This is a genomic window from Streptomyces sp. E2N166 (genome assembly GCF_003671715.1).
Lineage (GTDB): Bacteria > Actinomycetota > Actinomycetes > Streptomycetales > Streptomycetaceae > Streptomyces > Streptomyces thinghirensis.
In genome coordinates this window covers 259,863-277,265 of the sequence record NZ_RAIF01000006.1, presented here as the reverse complement: position 1 = coordinate 277,265, position 17,403 = coordinate 259,863, and the positions used below count along the sequence as shown (strand labels likewise).

Genomic DNA, 17,403 nt, shown 5'->3' with positions numbered 1-17,403 from the left:
CCACCGGCTAGCCTGGTGTCGTGGAACCCGTCGAAGCACCACCTGACTGGGCGTCGGTGGAAGTCGCCGTGCCCCGGCAGCCGGGCCGGCTGCCGGGCGTCAGCATGGCTGGGTTCCGCCAACGTGCGCCGGAACGCGTGGAAATCGCCATGGTCGCGCACCCCTCGGTCACCCTGTTCGTGGACCTGAGCGACGGAGGCAGCCTGGTCCACAACACCCCCGGCCGGCGCGACATCGGCAGCACGGTCGTTGGCCTGGTACCGGGCGATCTCCGGCTCGGAGGACGGGCGGCCGGGGGGATCGAGTGCCTCCAGATCCGGTTGTCGCCGGTCCTGGCGGCTGCGGTGCTCGGCGCATCGACCGACCTCAGCGGGAGGGTGGTCTCCCTGGAGGATGTGTGGGGCCGCGACGCCGGGCGAGCCGAGGACAGGCTGCGGGCCGCCGCGTCGTGGGACGAGCGGTTCGTGATCGCGGTGGATGCCCTTGACCGACGGCTGAGCACCCGCCCGCCGCTTGATCCAGAGGTGGCCGCTGCCTGGCGGCTGATGCTCACCAGCCGGGGACGGGTGCGCGTCGACAGTCTGGCGAACGAGCTGGGATGGAGCCGCAAGCGCCTGTGGTCCCGCTTCCGGTCCCAGATCGGCCTCACCCCCAAGCGCGCCGCCCGGCTGGTGCGCTTCGACCACGCCGCCCATCTCCTCGCGGCGGGCAACGCCGCCGCCCGGGTGGCGGCCGCAAGCGGCTACGCCGATCAGGCCCACCTCCACCGCGAGGTCGCAGCGTTCACCGGAACGACACCCACCGCCCTGGCCGCCGCGCCGTGGCTCGCCATCGATGACGTCGCGTGGCCGACCTCGTTCACGGATCTGACACCGTCGACATCTTCGAACCGTCAGGTTCTGGCGACGTGAGCCGAGGTCCCCCATGAGACGAGGCATCGCCTCCCAGCACGTGCTCGGAGGAAAAGCGCACAGCACAACGAGGGAGACAGGGAGCGACAGTGTTCACGCTGGGGCCCAGCGGTGATGAGCGCGACGCCCCGCTCGGTACCTACGGCTCGAGTATCCTTCCGGCCACCGCGTACCAACTGGGAGGACCGAGCAAGTTGACGGGTCTGTCTGCTTTTCCACTGCCGTTTCACGCTTCCCGTTCCATATCGTTCGCAAGCCCGCGAACGCGGCGGGAGCTTGAGATGATGCGGTGCAGCGCGCTCATTCGGGCGAAGCCGGGGTGGTTCGACAAGATGAACGATGCCGACATCGTCGCCCGGTGGACGCAGGAAGCTGTTGCCCAGGGCCTCACCGAAGCCCAAGCTGCCTATGTTCTTGCCGAACTTCGGCACTACGCAGCACTCCGGGACGAAAGAACCGGCGCCGAGGTGTCCGCCGTCGACGGGGTGTGGCAGTCGGACACGCTGGTCGACGACAAGCTCAGGTCGCGGCTGCGCGAGGCGGTTCGGGTCCTTGAGCAGGTGCCGGAAGCACAGCAGGACTGGCATCCCGGATCCGACCGCCAGGTACTGGATCTGGTTCATCCCTCACTGTTCTGCCTGGTGAGAGACGTAAGCGCGGCACCCGAGAGGGCATGGAGCAACCCGACCGACCGCTACTCGAAGTACGAGTTCTCGGAGAAGTTCCAATGGCTGCCCACAGACGTCGACGTGAGCACCGACGGCGACGTCGTCTTCCGTTCGTACGTCAACAATGTCCACCCCGAGAAGCACCGCGAACTGGCCTCCGTGCTCCCGGACTTGTTCGCGCGCTTCCGCCCGCTGCTGGAAAACGTCCTCACCGATCTGCGCCATCCGCGGCCCTTGCGGATCGAGGCCGACCCCTACGGGTGGTACGACTCGGAGCCCGAGTACCCGGACAAGTCCTCCTACAATGATGGCGAGGGTTACGCGGAAGCCCTTCGTGCATGGGAAGAGGCCCAGGACGACTGGTGGGAGAACCGCCGTCCGGTCATTCCGGACGCGCCGGCCTTCACACCGCCGGAGCTCCCCGACGACTCCGCCAGAGTCGATCTGCGCGGCCGCCGCCTCCAGGTCATCGTCAAGCTCGCCACCATTCGTCTCAGTCCGGACAAGCCCGAGTACTCCGGCGGTTCCTGGCATGTCGAGGGGATGATGAACGAGCGGATCGTCTCGACCGGCATCTACTACTGGGACAGCGAGAACGTCACCGAAAGCCGGCTCGGCTTCCGGGCGGCACTCGACGACCCGCGCTACGAACAGAACGACGACAACGGTCTGCGTGAGGTCTACGGGCTGGAGGACCAGGACGCGTTGAACCAGGTACTGGGATCGGCATCGACTCCAGCGGGCCGATGCCTGGCGTTTCCGAACATCCTGCAACACCGCGTCGACTCGTTCCGCCTCACGGACCCGACCCGCCCGGGACATCGTAAGATCCTCGCGTTCTTCCTGGTGGATCCGTCGACACCGATCGTCTCGACCTCCGACGTGCCACCGCAGCAACCATGGTCCGGCACCTCGACCATGACGCTTCAGCAGGCCAAGAGTTACCGTGAACAACTCATGCGGGAACGCAAGTTCTTCGTCGACGAACACAACGAGCAGCTCTTCGAGCGAGAGTTCTCCCTCTGCGAGCACTGAACCCTCGACCTGTTGCGTAAAAGGCCGGCGAGGACCGATGAGTTTCTCCGTGATGCACAGTCGTAGATCGTGACTGGTGCACCGCAGCCGCGAGGGTGGTCGAAACGTGCACCGGCCGCACCCGCTGAGATCCAGACACGAGACATCGAGGAACCGAGATGCGTATCCTGATCAGCACCGCCTTCATATCGCTCGACGGCGTCGTGGAGGGCCCGGGAGGCGAGCCCGGTTACCGGAACTCCGGGTGGACCTTCAAGGACGTCGAGTTCCTCCCCGAGGCCTTCGAGATCAAGGGCCGGGAGCAGAAGGAAGCTGCCGCGGTCCTGATGGGCCGGACCAGCTACGAGGCCTTCAGCCCGGTGTGGCCCGACATGGAGGACTTCGCCGACTACAAGCTGATGCCGAAGTACGTCGTCTCCACCACCCTCACCGAGGGCGACCTGGTAACGAACTGGGGCGAGACGACGATCCTGCGCAGCCTCGACGAGGTCGCCGCGCTGAAGGAGACCGAGGGCGGCCCCATCATCGTCCACGGCAGTGCCTCGCTGAACCGGGCCCTTTCGGACGCCGGCCTGATCGACCGTTACCACCTGCTCGTCTTCCCGCTGCTGCTCGGGGCGGGCAAGCGACTCTTCAGCGCGACCGACAAGGACACACAGAAGCTGAAGCTCGTTGAGCACGAGGCCTACGCCAACGGGCTGCAGAAGGACGTCTTCGACGTCGTCCGCTGACAACGCTCCCGCGCTCGCCCGGCGTCGCGGCACTCGAGACTGCGGCTTCTGCACCGCGGCGGTGCGTGTGATCGAGCGGAGGGTACGTCCTCGGTGTGAGACCACCCCCTGGCAGCGGGCCGACCTCGCGGTCCTGGGCGTGTGTCAGGAGCGCGCCCGGCGGGAGGTGCTGTGGGTGACACCCACGGCGGCTGTCCACGGCGGCGCGCAGGCTGTGGCCAAGCTCCTGACGAGCGCCGGGGGGTGGGCGGTCAACTCCTCGCGCCCCTCGCGCACCTCGCGTCGTTCACGTCCATGTCGGCCACGGCGCCGCACCGCTCATGGCGGTTCACCGCGCAGGCGGAGCCCGCGCCGGTCGGCGTCGGCCGACAAGCTGGCCGGCTCGAGGAGGCAGGACGCGTTGTCTGCGGGTCGGCGAATACCGCATGCGAGGTGTCTGGGGCCCACGGCTGTGCGGAACCCGGTCGCGGAGCCCGGGCAGAAGAATCGCATGGCGGGCCATCGCGACCCGCGCTACGCTGCCGTAGGCCGTGCGAGAGAACGAGGAGGTGGTACCCGTGAACGAATTCACTCGGGTGCTCTCCTCTGGGTTCACGGTCGGGCGATAGGCCGCTCGGGAGCGCCGTACAACAGCTCTCCCGAAAGGCTCGACCATGCATTTCACTTCCGAACGACGTCTCGACGGCGACGTTCTCGAGCGCGCGTTCACCCTCGACGGCATCCCCGGCGTCCTGTGGACGCCCGCGTCCGCCTCCGCCAACGCAGCGATGCCGCTGATCCTGCTCGGCCACCCCCCGCTCGGACTCGCCCGGATGTACCCCCGACTGGCGGCCCGCGCCCGGCACGCCGCTGCGGACGGTTTCGCGACGGCCACCATCGAACTCCCCGGTAGCGGTGACCGGCCCCGTTGGGCCGCCGACGAGCAAGCCCGCGCAGACCTGCACCGTACGCTGGAGGCCGGCGAGCCGGTCGGCGACGATATCGTCGATGCCCTCGTTCTGCCCCTGGTCGAGAGGTCGGTCCCGGAATGGCGGGCCGCCCTGGACGCCCTTCTGACGCTGCCGGAGATCGGCGGCCCGGTCGGATACTCAGGCGGAATCATCTCCATCGGCGTCCGCCTCGCGCTGGTCGAGCCGCGCATCTCGGCCGCCGTTCTGTTCGCGGGGAGTTACGTGCCTCGCGCCATACTCGAGGAGGCCCGCCAGGTCACCATTCCGCTGCATGTCCTCCTGCAATGGGACGACGAAGCGAACGACCGGCAGTCGGTCCTGGACCTGTTCGACGCTTTCGGCTCCAAGGAGAAGACGCTGCACGCCAACATGGGCGGGCACACCGGCGTCCCGCGGTACGCGGGGGACGCCGCGGCCCGGTTCCTCACCCGGCACCTGATGAAGTGAGGCCGTGGCGTCGGGCCACCGGCAGACGGCAGGTCGCGTGAGGCCAGGACGCTTCCCGTCGCGGGGCCGGCCCCGGCGCACACCTGCGCTCGTCGCGCGGGCGGGCCCGCTGCCGACCCGGCAGCGGGCCCGCGCTGACCGCACGACCTGCGGTGGTCCGGGCCGGTCGTCGAGTTGTGAGTGAACGTCCCCGGATACTTCGTGACCACGGACGCCTCCGCGGCTGCCGTCTCCCGTCCTGCCATGCGGTTCCCACGGAACCCAGGACCGGCAGGGAACCACGCGAAGGCGGGGCGGACATGGCGCGGCACGGTGACGGACGGGCCTGGTAGGGCAGGGTGGTCGGGGCGCTCGGGGTGACCGTGCTCGCCGTCGGTACCTCGGCGTGGACGCCCAGGCCGACTCCGTGGGCGGCGCGTCCCCGAAGCGCGGCCGCGTCGACCAGGCCGGGCAGTGCCATCGAGCCGGTCGACGTGACCATCGCACATGCGGTACGCCGACCAGCCTCAGCGGCCCCCTCACGGGTGAAGCGGGACTCAGTAGTTGCGCCACTCGTCCAGGACGTAGTCGAGCACGGCGGGGTCCATCAGAGTGCTGGCCCGTACGTCGGTGCGGCGGCGGTCGACGGGGAACACGGTCGCCGCCCTGAGCACCGCGTCGTCCAGGTACCGCAACTTCGGAACGTCCGACGCGAGTCGCAGTGGCGGGGGTTCGGTGCCCCGGCCGGCGAGGACGAATCCCCAGTTGCCGAAACTCGGAACGTCGACCTGGAACTTCGTCGTGGCGTAGCCCGCCGTCTCGATCGTCTTGGCGATCGACCAGTACGTCTTCGGGGCGAAGAAGGGTGATCCGCTCTGTACCATCACCCGGCCCTCCGGCCCCAGGACCCGGCCGAGCAGGTGGTAGAACTCCACCGAGTAGAGCTTGGCCAAGGACGCCGAATCCGGATCCGGGAAATCGATGATCACCGCGTCGTACTGCTGCCGGGCACCGCGCAGCCAGCTGAAGGCGTCGGCGTTCACCACCTCCACCCGGGGGTCGTCCAGCGCGCCCCCGTTGAGCGTGCGCAGTGGTGCGTAGGACCGCGCCAAGCGGGTCATGGCCGGGTCCAGTTCGACCAGGGTGACGTGCTCGACGTCTTCGTACCGGAGCACCTCGCGCAGCGCGAGCCCGTCGCCGCCCCCCATGATCAGCACGTTGGCGCGACGGCCCGACAGGGCGGGGTGGACGAGCGACTCGTGGTAGCGGTACTCGTCGACGGAGCTGAACTGGAGATCGCCGTTGAGGAACAGCCGGATGTCGGGGCTCCCGGTGAAGGCGGTGGACCGGGTGATCACGATGTCCTGGTACGGCGTGGTCTCGGCGTGCACGATGGGATCGGCGTACATGTGCTGACGCGCCGTGACCTCCAGGTCTTCGGCTAGCACGTACGTCGTGCCGAGCACGGCGAGTACGGCGACGACACCGGCCAGCAGACCGGCCCGTACCGTGCGGCGGAGCTCGCGGCGGAAGATGAGGACCACGACGATGACGCCGGCGACCGCGTTGACCACGCCGACCACCAGCGCGCCCTTCAGCTGTCCGAAGGTCGGCAGCAGCAACAGCGGGAAGCACAGACCGCCGACCAGTGCACCGATGTAGTCGACGGCGAACATGTCGGCGACGGCGCTGCTGGCCTCCTGCCGGCGAATCCGCTGCAGAAGGGTCATCAGCAGCGGGATCTCGGCGCCGATCAGCAGGCCGACCACCAGGGACACCACGATCATCGCGGGCATGTAGAGCTGCAGCCAGGCGAAGGCGGCGTACAGCACCAGGACGGACAGGCCGCCGATCAGTGCCAGTACCCCTTCCAGTACCGCGAACGCGACGACCGCGCGGCGGCGCAGCGGCTTCGCGGCCAGTGAGCCCACGCCCATGGCGAACACCATCACGGAGATGACCACGGAGGTCTGCAGTACCGAGTTGCCGATGAGGTAGCTGCCCAGCGCGGTCAGGGCCAGTTCGTAGACGAGGCCGCAGGCGGCACAGAGGAAGACGGAGAGCAGCAGAAGGAACCGCGCCCCCCGGGGAGGTTGGGTTTCCGGGGGGCGGGAGGGAGCGGCCGCGGTGTCGCGGTCGTCCACAGTGGTGGAGCTCATGGGTGGTGTCCTAGGAGAGGGCCGCGCCGACCATGAAGGCGGTGCCCAGGTACATGCCGGCCTGGACCCAGGCGGCGGGGTGCGGGCGGTTGTCCTCGTCCTCCAGCGCGATCGCGCCCATCTGACCCGGTGTGAGCATGCCGATCACGATGCCGACCAGCGTCATCACCAGCACGCCGGCCAGGCCGTAGAGGAGCGTGCTCAGCAGGCCCTGGCCCAGTCCCCGTTCCGACTCGCTCGCCCGGATGGCCTCCATGATGACCAGACCCACCGCGACGGACTGGCTGCCCAGCAGCACGGCCGCCCCGCGATTGCGGTCCCGCCACACCACGTGGAAGAGCTTGCCGGGTGTGACGAGGTCGAGGGCGACGAAGCCGACGGCCATCACGGCGAGGCCCACGACTCCGTAGAGCAGTGCCTGGCCGGCCGACTCGAAGATCTCGGTCACTGGGGTGCCTTTCTGGAGAGCGTCTGCAGGGTGGGGAGGTGGTGCCAGGATTCGAGCGCCGGAGTCACTTGCCTTCGCCGGGGCCGCCACCGCGATAGCTCTGGCTGTTCGGGTTGGGCCAGTTCACGAGGTGCTGCTGGTGCCGCCGGTACCCGTTGCGGTAGTCCTCGATCTCGATCAGACTGCCGCCCTTGTACGGCGAGACGGTCACCATGTCGTCGCCGTAGCGCAGGAAGCGCATGCCGCCGCCGGTAGACCGGTCGAGGGCCTTGCGGTGGTCGTGGATGGCGTCGGCGACCCGGGCCGGGGAACTGTCCTTGTCGAGCCACCGGGACCCGCCCGAAGCGGTGTACTCATCGCGGATCCAGGAGCGCGGGACGCCGTCGTCCCCGTCGCTGGAGCAGGCCGAGAGCAGGACCGTGACCAGCGCGGCGGCCACCGCTCCGCGGACGAATCGGACACTGTTCATCGGGCCTCCAGCGTGGTGTGCGTCGATACGATCTGCCCGTCCTGCGGGTAGGTGTGCCAGGTCCGCCAGGACAGTCGGGTGCGGCACGCCTCGTCGGACGCCTCGACGACCACTGCCGTCACAGCCTCCGGCGAACCGGGAAAGACTCCGCACAGACTGTGCTCCGCGTCGGCCGCCCGGCCGAGGATGTCCACCACCTGGGCGCTGAACCCGAGAGGGTCCAGGCGCGCCGTGGTGGCGCTGAAGTCGTAGTCCCAGGCGTCTTGTTGCCGAGTGAGCCTGGCCGGCAGGCCCCGGGTGGCACCCGGCAGGCACGCCACCGTCTCCCGCACGGGCCCGACGAAGACCTGGTGCGAGGCGCCGAGGAGCCTCATGCGTACGCTCACTCCCCCCACCAGCACCTCTCGTTCGGCGAGTGCTGGCCGTTCGGTCAGGTCCAGTGAGAAACAGAGCTGATCCGCGGCCGTGTCCAGGTAGGGGGCTCGCAGAGAGAGCAGAGATAGAGCGTGCACGCGGCCCCCCGGTCCGATATTGCTATGAGCGGCGCTGAGTATGGCACATGAGCCTCGAGGGGCGCCTGATGGCTGGGGTGCTCTCGCCGGTTAGCGCGCGCGCCCGCCGCCTGTTGCGTTCCGCACGAATCGGGCGCAGGGGCGCCGGCGTTTGGGCCGTGCGCTGTCCGTTCGTTCCGACCGTCCTCACCCTGATCGTGCGCGACGGCGTCACCGTGGTCCCCGACCACGACACCGTGCTGCGTGCCGGCGGTTCACTCCTGCTCATCCCCCCGGCAGCCCCGGGAGGTCGCGGAACGCCGCCTGCGTGCCATCGGCCGGCGCGGCAGACTCGCCCGCCGGCTCGGCGAGCGTGGTGCGAATCGGAGGTCACCGCCGTCTCGTCGGCCGACTGGCGAAAGTAGACAAGTGTCCAGCGAGTTGCCGCTCTCCCCGGCCTACTTGTTGCTGTATGCGATTACTTGCGGCTCAGGCGGTATTCGGCATGCGGTAAAATTCGCCTCGAGCCGCATCGCTCCATTGAGCGGTCGATTGCTCATTGTGTGGGGCTTGTCTTGCGGCGGGTCCGGCTCTCGGTGTGATGGGGGGAAGTGCCATGGATCGGATCATCCGGGCCGTTGACCTGCCCACTGCCGGGCCTTCCTGCCGTGCGCCCGGCGTGGTCGCCAGGACGGTACGCATCGACAACACGGCCCGGGACAGCGTCCCCGACTCGGGCAGTACTGCTTCCGGTATCTGACCGCCCGGTCCGACGCACACGCGGGCGGGGGAGCCGAAGCCGCCCCTGGACACCGCTGCCCCGGCCCTGCCTGACCGAACGGTGCCTCTCCCCGCCGGTCGTGATCATCCGATGACCCGAGACCGGTCCCGGCATGCCTCACTCGGTCCGACCGAGCAAACCCGTATGCCTGGCCGCATCGCCCGCCTCACCGGCAGCACCCACTCGACTGCCGTCGCCATGAAGGCACAGACGCCCGTCGCCGAACCGGAGGACCGACGCCCGTGCACAACACCACTGCCCTGCTCATCGAACTCGGAGCCATCATCCTCGCCCTGGGCCTGCTGGGCCGCCTCGCCGGCCGGGTGGGCTTCTCGCCCATCCCCCTGTACCTGCTGGCCGGGCTCGCCTTCGGCCACGGCGGCCTCCTGCCCCTCCAGGCGAGCGAGGAGTTCGTCGCCACCGGCGCCGAGATCGGCGTCATCCTGCTGCTGCTCCTGCTCGGCCTGGAGTACAGCGCCTCGGAACTGGTCACCAACCTCAAGACCCAATACCCCTCGGGAGCAGTGGACTTCGTTCTCAACGCGACGCCCGGCGCCATCGCCGCGCTGATCCTCGGCTGGGGGCCCGTCGGCGCCGTCGCGCTGGCCGGTGTCACCTGGATCTCGTCCTCCGGCGTGATCGCCAAGGTTCTCGGTGACCTGCGGCGGCTCGGCAACCGTGAAACGCCCGTAGTCCTCGGCGTCCTCGTCATCGAGGACCTTGCCATGGCCCTCTACCTGCCGATCCTCACCGCACTCCTGGCCGGGGTCAGCCTGGCTGGCGGCACCGTCACACTCCTGATCTCCCTGGGCACTGTCGGCGCCGTCCTCTACGTCGCACTCCGTCACGGACGGCTGATCAGCCGGGCGGTCTCCTCCGACAACGCGGAAATGCTCCTGCTGGTCATCCTCGGGCTCACCCTTCTCGTCGCCGGCCTCGCCCAGGAACTGCAGGTCTCCGCCGCCGTCGGCGCCTTCCTCGTAGGCATCGCCGTATCCGGGGAAGTCGCCGAAGGCGCCAGCAACCTCCTCACGCCCCTGCGCGACCTGTTCGCCGCCGTCTTCTTCGTCTTCTTCGGTCTTTCCACCGACCCCGCCGACATCCCGCCCGTCCTCGCCCCCGCCCTCCTCCTCGCCGTCGTCACCGCCCTCACGAAGGTCGCCACCGGCTGGTATGCCGCACGCCGCGCCGGAATCCAGGGCGGAGGCCGCTGGCGGGCGGGCGGCACCCTGGTCGCCCGCGGCGAGTTCTCCATCGTCATCGCCGGCCTCGCCGTGGGCGTCGAGCCCCGCATCGGCCCCCTGGCCACCGCCTACGTCCTGATCCTCGTCATCGTCGGTCCCCTCACCGCCCGCTACACCGACTCCCTGGCCCGCCGTGTCAGCCACCGTCGGGCGAAGCCGGCACCGGCCGCCACCGACACGGAGCAGACCGAGCCCTCGCGCATCACCGTCTGATCGCGGCCTTTGGGGCCTGGCCGACCTGGCCCATGTGACCACCCGCACCACCGGCACAGCCGGTCGCCATGGCTGGGGACATCGGCGGAGGCCACGCCGGTACAGGGAGCTGGGCCGGGCCCCGGCCGCAAGCGAGTCGACTGGCAGATGCAGCGAATTCTGGGAGCCGGAGGCGACCGGTGTACGGGTCCAACAGGGCCCGGACTCGTCGGACTCGATCAGCAGTAAGGGCAGGGAAGAGTGGACCGCATCTTCACGCCCGCTGTACCTGTGTGGCCAGGTCATGGCGGACCCCACAGCGGACCCTGATCCCCGGCAACGGCGTGCGCGCCGCGCGTGTGTGGTGGGCCCTGCCATCAGGTGGTGACTGACGGCCGGGTCTCGGCCACCGAACATGCGCAGCGAGCACTGCCGCCGAGCGCCCGTCCTCGCCCCTGTCGGCGGGCGGGCATCCGTGGCGCCGTTCATGCGCAGAGTTCCTCGCCTGATCGGTTGCACCGCTGCGTCGGGCTCGGGCACTCGCGGTTGGTCTTCAATCAGGCAGGTAGCCCTTACGGGTGTAAAAGCGACAGGTTCCTCGGAGCCACGGATGGAGTAAATCTGTTCTGTCTGCTGTAGACATTGCCGCCGTCGGAGGGTAACGTTCTCGTCGTAGCCCAGAAGTCGATGGGCACGGCAGAGACGAACTGCCGTGCAGCAGGTCGAAGAAGGTGGCACGGCAGCGGAGTGGTGGAGCCGGAAGTGACGGGTTCCTCCACTGGCTGCCGGGCCGAGCGGCCCCAGGGGCCGCACAGCAGTACCGCGCAACCCGGCAGTACAGACGGATCAACACGCAACAGGTAAGGAGCAGAACGCCATCAGGATCGCCCGGGCTGAGGAAGACCGCCCGGGTACCGCAGGCCCCGGATTGGAAGGTGGTCCCCGGTCACGCATCCGCGATCCCCGCAGCCCCGCCCTCCCAGGCGGACCGCAGCGGAAAAAGAAGGCCGGCGTACGTCAGCCGGCAGATGGTGTTGAAAGCTCGGGGCCCGGGCGCCAGTCGGCGCGCGGGCCCCTCGACGCGTCCCACGAAAGAAGAGGTCTATGCCCCCTGGCAGTACCCGCCCCGCCGTCCCGCTCGATGACGACGACTATCCCGCCTACACCATGGGCCGGGCCGCCGACATGCTCGGCACCACCCCCGCCTTCCTCCGGTCCCTGGGCGAACACCGCCTGATCACCCCCCTGCGTTCCGAAGGCGGCCATCGCCGCTACTCCCGCTACCAACTGCGCATCGCTGCCCGCGCCCGCGAACTCGTCGACGCCGGCACCGCCGTCGAGGCCGCCTGCCGGATCATCGTCCTCGAAGATCAGCTCGAGGAGGCCCAGCGCATCAACGAGCAGCTGCGACAACGTCCCGCTGACCACTCTGACAAGACCGACGCCTGACCTGGCCTGCTCGAGAGGATGGCGGTCGGGGACGGTCGCCTCTCCGCAGGCGTTCGGCAGGGTCAGGACGGTGAGTGGCCCTACAAGCAGGCGTAGGGCCACTGTGCTTGCCCAAGAAGACGGCCAGGCGGCACGGATCTGAAGCTGTCCGTCGGCCGCCCCTGCAGCAGGAACTGTGCCCCGCACGAGCTGACACAGCTGTCCGACCACTACGTGGGGATGGAGGGAGCCGCCTGTCACCCGGGGGACTGGCGTTTCCCGTGCCCCGGGGTGCGGAGCTGGTCTGTGCGGCGGGTGAGGTTGTCGATACGGACGACGAGGTCTGAGTGGTCGGCCGCGAGGTGGTCGCGGGCGCGGGTCAGAGGATCGATGAGACCGGCGGCGTCGTCGTGGCCGAGTGCCTGCAGGAGGGGGTTGCGGGCCTTGGCCGGGAGGTCGGTGAGGGCGATGACCTGGCCGGCGAGCTGGCGCAGGTCGGCAGCGTTGCCGCGGGCCCAGGCGGTGACGGTGCGGTCGGCGGCGCGGCGGTCCCGGGTGGCTTGTACGCGCTGTTCGCCGGTGGAGCCGGGGGCTCCGGGGCGCAGGCGCAGATAGCGGCGTTCGGCGGCCTGCCGACTGGCGACACCAAGGGGGTGGGCGAGGTCGGCCCAGCTGGCCCCCGCGTCACGTGCGGTTTCGATCAGCCCCGTTTCCCATCCCGCGAGGCGGGCGCGGACCTGGCGCAGGAGCAGCAGCGCGGCCAGGGCCTGGTCGGGACTGACCTCGGTGCCGGGCCGCTCCGCGGTCTGCGGTCCCTGGGCGGTGTGGACGGCTTCGTCAATCGCTGCCAGTGCAGCCTTGGCGGCGAGGAACGACGCGGGCTGCGTACCGGCTTTCTGGGCGTCCGCGGTCATGATTCACCTCCACTCGAGGGCGTCACCCGTCGGGTGACGCCTTAGCTTGTCATCCATTCGATGACATGCTACAAGAATTACAGGAAGCAGCGCATGAGCGGTTCTGCTCGTACTGGAGGTGTTTCACGATGCTGATGCGCACCGACCCTTTCCGTGAGTTCGACCGACTCACCCAGCAGCTCTTCGGCAGCACGTCCGGCACCTGGTCGCGTCCGTCGGCGATGCCCATGGACGCCTACCGGGAGGGCGACGCCTACGTGATCGCCCTCGACCTGCCAGGTGTCGATCCGGCCGCGATCGACATCGACGTCGAGCGGAACATGCTGACCGTCAAGGCCGAACGCCGTCCCGTCACCAAGAGCGACGACGTCCAGATGGAGCTCTCGGAGCGCCCCCTGGGTGTCTTCTCCCGCCAGGTGGTACTGGCCGACTCCCTGGACACCGAACACATCAGCGCCGACTACGAGTCGGGCGTGCTGACCCTGCGCGTCCCGATCGCCGAGCGGGCCAAGCCTCGCAAGATCTCCGTCAGCGGCGGCGCGGACCGCAAGGAGCTCTCCGGCTGACGCGGAGCCACCACGGCGGCGGAGGGCGGGCAAGGCTCCCGCAGCGCCCGCCCTCCGCCCGCCTGCACGGACCGCCGGACCGTCGGACCGCCGGACCGTCGGACCGCCGGGGCAAGGGGGAGCCCGACGGCCATGCCGGGACGTGTTCCTCGACCAGATACAGGAACGCGGCGAGTACGAGACCCGCGGGGCGGCTGACCGTACCGCGCACGCCGTGCTGGGACTGATTGGCACGCCCCCCACCTGGTCGGCGAGGTACGGGCGGGCCGCATCCTGCCGCAGCTCCCACCCGGATATGACCTGCTCTTCCGCCGGCCGCAGGACACCACGACCTTCGACACCACGTCCGGTGACTGACACATGCCGTGTCCGCGGTCACCGGCCCACACCGTCACCCCACCTCACGAGCGAGAAAGGCACCCATCACCGATGCAGACCAAGACGGCCCCGGCGACGCTCACCACCATCCCGGCCATGTCGTACGGCCAGATGCTGGAGCAGGTCCGCTACAACGGCGCCTACCCCACGCGTGAACGGGCCGAGGAAGTCGTCCTTGCCGTCCTGGCCGCCCTCGGCCGCCGCGTCACCGGCGAGGAACGCGTAGAGCTGGCAGCCCGCCTGCCCCGCGAAGCCGCACAGGTCTTCGCCGCCCAGATTCCCGCCACCGACTCGATGACCGGCTGGGCCTTCGTCAGGGACCTCGCCACTCGTACCGGCGGCACCCTGGCCACCACCCGCTGGGACGTCGGATCCGTCCTGGGCGTCGTCGCCCGCATCGCCGGGCCCGACCTGCTCGACCGCGTCCTCGCCCAGCTCCCCTCCGGCTACGCGATCCTCTTCGGCCGCGCAGAACTCACCCAGGCAGCCTGACCCTCCGGCGGAACGGAACAGGGGGCATCGCCGTACAGGGCCGGGCTTCCGGGCCGTCCCAGGAGACCGATCAGGACCTGCGGCACGAGCGACGCCAGAGGGGAATGACGATCGGGAACGGTGATGCCCGGGCCTTGGGCAGCAGGGCCCGTGAGCCCCACCCGACGAATAGTGTCACTGCCCAGGCCGCTTGGCGTATAGAATCCCGTCTCATGCCGAAGTCTGACGGGCTGATCGTTGACATTGTCGCCCTCGTGGAGTCCGGGCAAAGCAGTCGGATGTCCCTGACCGTGGTCACCGGTGGCGCTGTCCTAACGGGTCGCCTGGCTCCCGAAGCCGTGTGGCGACAGAGAGTGTCGGAGGTACTGGCGGGCTCCGCCGACCTCGGCGAGTTCTCTGCCGTCTTCGACGCTCCTGTAGAGAGAGACGGACCGCCCACGCACCTGCACTTCCATGTCGCGCGCATTCTGCAGGGCACGATGGGGATCCCGGAAACAGGCGGGATGTACCGCGTGGCGATCGAGGACGTCAGCGCCTGGACCGTGGGTGACTTCAGCTACTCCGAGTACTGAGCACCTGGCTCCCGTCCGCAGGCCGTCGCCGGCCGGGCACGCCGCGCACGCGGTCGGGGCCCCCACCCGTGTACGCCGGTGGGGGCCCCGACCACTGTTTGTCCGTGCCTCTTCCGCCGGGTCAGACGGACAAGGGGGCGCCGAGCATCGCGGACGCCCGCTGGAGCGGGTCGACGATCCTCGCGGTCACGGTCGCAGCCTCGGGAGCGGTACGGCAGGTGAAGCCGAGCCGGGCCATGGCCCGGAGGACCTCGCCGCCGCTGAAGTCACGGCGGTCCTGGTGGGTGATGACCTGGCCGACCTGCTTGGCGGGATAGTGGCGGCGTCCGATGATCACTGAGTCGCCGGTGACCGGCTCGGGCTTGACGCCCTTCATCGTTTCGAGCACGCCGCCCTTGGTGAGCTCGAACGGAAAGCGGGCGATGACACAGCGCATGATGCCTCACAGCGAGTAGAGGGGCAGGGACCGACCATGGCGAGGCTGGTCAGCGGGAGTGGGCGAGAACGCCCAGGGCGTTGCCGTGTCCGTAGACCACGGGCAGGGCCCCCAGCCGCCGGTGACGGATTGCGCGCTCGGCATCGGCCAGTGTGGTCAGCGGGGGAGCGACCGGCCCGTCGCTCCCGGTGATGTCGCGTAGACGGACCCGGTCCGAATATCCGGAACCGTCCCGCACGGTATTGAGCCGGTCCCGGGTGACCAGGCCGGTGTACTGCCCGTCTTCGTCGCGGACGACGAGGTGACCCGTGTGGGCGGCAGCCATGACGGACAGTGCCACCTCGACGGTCATGTCCTCCCAGACATGAAGCCCGGCCGCGTCCATGGCGTCGGCGGCCGTCGGGTATGCGGCGTCGGTGCTCATCGGGCGCGTTTGCGTCTGGGCCAGCGTCAAGAAGTGCCTCCTGCGGTGTTCGGTCAACTGATGGGCCAGCCTTCTGATCAGGACGGTTCTAGGCTGCCGCCTCCGTGACAGGCCGTCGGGCCGCCGAAGCCGGGCGGCGTCGGCCCCGCGAGGTGGCGCCACGCTTCTTGGGGCGCTCAGCCACCGGTGCGGTGATGACGACCGGGACACCGGAGGGAGCCTGGGCGCCGGTGATGCGGTGCAGGGCCTCCGCCCCGGCCCGGACCTGCGTGGTCTGCGGGACGATGCCGGCCGTCGCCATGAGGCGGGTTACGGCGCGGCGCTGGGACGGCGTGACCAAGGTGACGACGCTGCCGGACTCGCCGGCACGGGCCGTACGGCCGCCGCGGTGGAGGTAGTCCTTGTGGTCGGTCGGGGGGTCGACGTTGACGACAAGGTCGAGGTTGTCGACATGGATGCCGCGCGCCGCGACGTTGGTCGCCACCAGCACGCTCACATGCCCGTTCTTGAACTGCGTCAGCGTACGGGTCCGCTGCGGCTGCGACTTGCCTCCGTGCAGGGCGGCGGCCCGGACCCCGCTGCTGAGGAGTTGCTCGGTGAGACGGTCGACGGCGTGCTTGGTGTCCAGGAACATCAACACCCGGCCCTCGCGTGCGGCGATCTCGGTGGTGGCCGCGTGCTTGTCGGCGCCGTGCACGTGCAGCACATGGTGCTCCATCGTCGTCACCGCGCCGGCTGACGGATCGACGGAGTGCACGACGGGGTCGCTCAGGTAGCGGCGCACCAGCAGGTCGACGTTGCGGTCGAGAGTGGCGGAGAACAGCATGCGCTGGCCGCCGGGACGCACCTTGTCGAGCAGCTCGGTGACCTGCGGCATGAAACCCATGTCGGCCATCTGGTCCGCCTCGTCGAGAACGGTGACGCGGACCCGGTCCAGCCGGCAGTCGCCGCGCTCGATGAGGTCCTTGAGGCGCCCGGGGGTGGCGACAACGACCTCGACGCCGCCGCGGAGCGCGCTGGCCTGCCTGCCGATCGGCACCCCGCCCACGACGGTGGTCAGTCGCAGCCTCACCGACCGGGCGTACGGCGTGAGCGCGTCGGTGACCTGCTGCGCCAGTTCACGCGTCGGTACGAGGACCAGTGCTAGCGGCTGCCGCGGCTCGGCACGCTCCCCGGCCGTACGAGCCAGCAGGGCCAACCCGAAGGCCAGGGTCTTGCCGGAACCGGTGCGTCCCCGGCCGAGGATGTCGCGGCCGGCGAGGGAGTTCGGCAGGGTCGCGCCCTGGATCGGGAACGGAACCGTCACGCCCTGCGCGCCGAGGGCGGCCAACAGCTGCGCGGGCATGTCGAGATCGGCGAAGCTTTCCGAGGCGGGGAGCGCCGGGGTGACCGTCTCCGGGAGGGCGAACTCGCCCTGCACCGCGGCTGGACGACGGCCGCGGCCGCCGCCGTTGGAACGGAACGGCCCGCCGACGCGGGCCGGGGAACCGTATCGGCTGCCGTTCATCGTGGGGGCGGCGCTGCCGCTGCGAGTGCGGGGGAAGCGGTCGTTCGTGCGTGTGCGGTTCATGCGGAACCTTCCTCGATGCGGCACATATCAAGGAATTCCCGCAGCAGCGAACGCATCGAGAATTGCAAGAATGGGCCCAGTGAACGGGAACCCGCGCGTTTGGCTCGCGGATTCCCCG

17 protein-coding genes and 1 pseudogene are annotated in these 17,403 nt (G+C 69.5%); 10 read left to right on the top strand and 8 right to left on the bottom strand.

The annotated features are described in order from the left end of the window. Window positions 1-104: 104 nt before the first annotated feature. From EBH09_RS01480 to EBH09_RS01455, 5 genes and pseudogenes are all read left to right on the top strand, one after another. On the top strand, window positions 105-911 hold the full coding sequence (locus tag EBH09_RS01480; RefSeq protein ID WP_121746174.1) for a helix-turn-helix domain-containing protein: 807 nt from the start codon (window positions 105-107) through the stop codon (window positions 909-911). A gap of 194 nt (window positions 912-1,105) precedes the next feature. Next, the gene (locus EBH09_RS01475) at window positions 1,106-2,614 is read left to right on the top strand and encodes a DUF4246 domain-containing protein (RefSeq protein WP_121746173.1); all 1,509 of its coding nucleotides are present in this window, start codon (window positions 1,106-1,108) and stop codon (window positions 2,612-2,614) included. Between the two features lie 158 nt (window positions 2,615-2,772). After that, window positions 2,773-3,345: a dihydrofolate reductase family protein gene (locus EBH09_RS01470; RefSeq protein ID WP_121745230.1), complete on the top strand. Its 573-nt coding sequence runs from the start codon at window positions 2,773-2,775 to the stop codon at window positions 3,343-3,345. A 61-nt stretch (window positions 3,346-3,406) separates the two neighbouring features. Next, window positions 3,407-3,598 (top strand): annotated as a pseudogene (locus tag EBH09_RS38435) (DUF393 domain-containing protein); the annotation flags it as partial. A 400-nt stretch (window positions 3,599-3,998) separates the two neighbouring features. Next, complete coding sequence (locus EBH09_RS01455) at window positions 3,999-4,742, top strand: alpha/beta hydrolase (protein WP_121745229.1); 744 nt, start codon at window positions 3,999-4,001, stop codon at window positions 4,740-4,742. 536 nt (window positions 4,743-5,278) lie between these two features. On the opposite strand, the gene EBH09_RS01450 is transcribed toward EBH09_RS01455, so the two are convergent. From EBH09_RS01450 to EBH09_RS01435, 4 genes are all read right to left on the bottom strand, one after another. Further along, complete coding sequence (locus tag EBH09_RS01450; protein ID WP_121745228.1) at window positions 5,279-6,880, bottom strand: polyamine aminopropyltransferase; 1,602 nt, start codon at window positions 6,878-6,880, stop codon at window positions 5,279-5,281. 10 nt (window positions 6,881-6,890) lie between these two features. Next, window positions 6,891-7,328: a DUF350 domain-containing protein gene (locus tag EBH09_RS01445; protein ID WP_121745227.1), complete on the bottom strand. Its 438-nt coding sequence runs from the start codon at window positions 7,326-7,328 to the stop codon at window positions 6,891-6,893. 64 nt (window positions 7,329-7,392) lie between these two features. After that, complete coding sequence (locus tag EBH09_RS01440) at window positions 7,393-7,797, bottom strand: DUF4247 domain-containing protein (RefSeq protein WP_121745226.1); 405 nt, start codon at window positions 7,795-7,797, stop codon at window positions 7,393-7,395. After that, entirely contained in the window at window positions 7,794-8,309 is a 516-nt protein-coding gene (locus tag EBH09_RS01435) for a DUF2617 family protein (protein WP_121745225.1), read from the bottom strand. The genes EBH09_RS01440 and EBH09_RS01435 overlap by 4 nt, the downstream gene beginning before the upstream one ends. A 1,002-nt stretch (window positions 8,310-9,311) precedes the next feature. On the opposite strand from EBH09_RS01435, the gene EBH09_RS01425 reads away from it, so the two are divergent. Both EBH09_RS01425 and EBH09_RS01420 read left to right on the top strand, forming a co-directional pair. Beyond that, window positions 9,312-10,526 (top strand): cation:proton antiporter, encoded by a 1,215-nt coding sequence (locus EBH09_RS01425; protein WP_121745224.1) that lies wholly within the window; start codon window positions 9,312-9,314, stop codon window positions 10,524-10,526. Between the two features lie 1,083 nt (window positions 10,527-11,609). Beyond that, window positions 11,610-11,954 carry a MerR family transcriptional regulator gene (locus EBH09_RS01420; protein ID WP_121745223.1) on the top strand — a complete coding sequence of 115 codons (345 nt, stop codon included), beginning with the start codon at window positions 11,610-11,612 and terminating at the stop codon, window positions 11,952-11,954. Between the two features lie 236 nt (window positions 11,955-12,190). Here the strand turns inward: EBH09_RS01420 and EBH09_RS01415 are convergent, their stop codons facing one another. Continuing rightward, window positions 12,191-12,847, bottom strand: coding sequence for a type III effector protein (locus EBH09_RS01415; RefSeq protein WP_121745222.1), 657 nt, complete (start codon window positions 12,845-12,847; stop codon window positions 12,191-12,193). Window positions 12,848-12,975: 128 nt separating this feature from the next. On the opposite strand from EBH09_RS01415, the gene EBH09_RS01410 reads away from it, so the two are divergent. The 3 genes from EBH09_RS01410 to EBH09_RS01395 all read left to right on the top strand — a co-directional run bounded on the left by EBH09_RS01410 (window position 12,976) and on the right by EBH09_RS01395 (window position 14,855). Then, a complete protein-coding gene (locus EBH09_RS01410) occupies window positions 12,976-13,413 on the top strand; it encodes an Hsp20/alpha crystallin family protein (protein ID WP_121745221.1) in 438 nt (145 codons plus the stop codon). A gap of 429 nt (window positions 13,414-13,842) precedes the next feature. Continuing rightward, window positions 13,843-14,283 carry a DUF2267 domain-containing protein gene (locus EBH09_RS01400; protein WP_121745220.1) on the top strand — a complete coding sequence of 147 codons (441 nt, stop codon included), beginning with the start codon at window positions 13,843-13,845 and terminating at the stop codon, window positions 14,281-14,283. Between the two features lie 212 nt (window positions 14,284-14,495). Beyond that, window positions 14,496-14,855, top strand: coding sequence for a hypothetical protein (locus EBH09_RS01395; RefSeq protein WP_121746172.1), 360 nt, complete (start codon window positions 14,496-14,498; stop codon window positions 14,853-14,855). Between the two features lie 121 nt (window positions 14,856-14,976). Here the strand turns inward: EBH09_RS01395 and EBH09_RS01390 are convergent, their stop codons facing one another. The 3 genes from EBH09_RS01390 to EBH09_RS01380 are packed head-to-tail and all read right to left on the bottom strand — an operon-like array spanning window position 14,977 to window position 17,285. Then, window positions 14,977-15,291, bottom strand: a complete 315-nt coding sequence (locus tag EBH09_RS01390) for an SCO5918 family protein (RefSeq protein ID WP_121745219.1) — start codon at window positions 15,289-15,291, stop codon at window positions 14,977-14,979. A gap of 49 nt (window positions 15,292-15,340) precedes the next feature. Continuing rightward, on the bottom strand, window positions 15,341-15,745 hold the full coding sequence (locus EBH09_RS01385; RefSeq protein ID WP_121746171.1) for a CBS domain-containing protein: 405 nt from the start codon (window positions 15,743-15,745) through the stop codon (window positions 15,341-15,343). Between the two features lie 58 nt (window positions 15,746-15,803). Beyond that, entirely contained in the window at window positions 15,804-17,285 is a 1,482-nt protein-coding gene (locus tag EBH09_RS01380) for a DEAD/DEAH box helicase (RefSeq protein WP_121745218.1), read from the bottom strand. Window positions 17,286-17,403 lie beyond the last annotated feature (118 nt).

Bases quoted from the DNA above. Each gene is read 5' to 3' on its own strand.
- EBH09_RS01480 (WP_121746174.1), top strand. From the start codon at position 105: ATGGCTGGGTTCCGCCAACGTGCGCCGGAACGCGTGGAAATCGCCATG.
- EBH09_RS01470 (WP_121745230.1), top strand. From the start codon at position 2,773: ATGCGTATCCTGATCAGCACCGCCTTCATATCGCTCGACGGCGTCGTG.
- EBH09_RS01455 (WP_121745229.1), top strand. From the start codon at position 3,999: ATGCATTTCACTTCCGAACGACGTCTCGACGGCGACGTTCTCGAGCGC.
- EBH09_RS01450 (WP_121745228.1), bottom strand. From the start codon at position 6,880: ATGAGCTCCACCACTGTGGACGACCGCGACACCGCGGCCGCTCCCTCC.
- EBH09_RS01440 (WP_121745226.1), bottom strand. From the start codon at position 7,797: ATGAACAGTGTCCGATTCGTCCGCGGAGCGGTGGCCGCCGCGCTGGTC.
- EBH09_RS01420 (WP_121745223.1), top strand. From the start codon at position 11,610: ATGCCCCCTGGCAGTACCCGCCCCGCCGTCCCGCTCGATGACGACGAC.
- EBH09_RS01415 (WP_121745222.1), bottom strand. From the start codon at position 12,847: ATGACCGCGGACGCCCAGAAAGCCGGTACGCAGCCCGCGTCGTTCCTC.
- EBH09_RS01410 (WP_121745221.1), top strand. From the start codon at position 12,976: ATGCTGATGCGCACCGACCCTTTCCGTGAGTTCGACCGACTCACCCAG.
- EBH09_RS01400 (WP_121745220.1), top strand. From the start codon at position 13,843: ATGCAGACCAAGACGGCCCCGGCGACGCTCACCACCATCCCGGCCATG.
- EBH09_RS01395 (WP_121746172.1), top strand. From the start codon at position 14,496: ATGCCGAAGTCTGACGGGCTGATCGTTGACATTGTCGCCCTCGTGGAG.
- EBH09_RS01390 (WP_121745219.1), bottom strand. From the start codon at position 15,291: ATGCGCTGTGTCATCGCCCGCTTTCCGTTCGAGCTCACCAAGGGCGGC.
- EBH09_RS01380 (WP_121745218.1), bottom strand. From the start codon at position 17,285: ATGAACCGCACACGCACGAACGACCGCTTCCCCCGCACTCGCAGCGGC.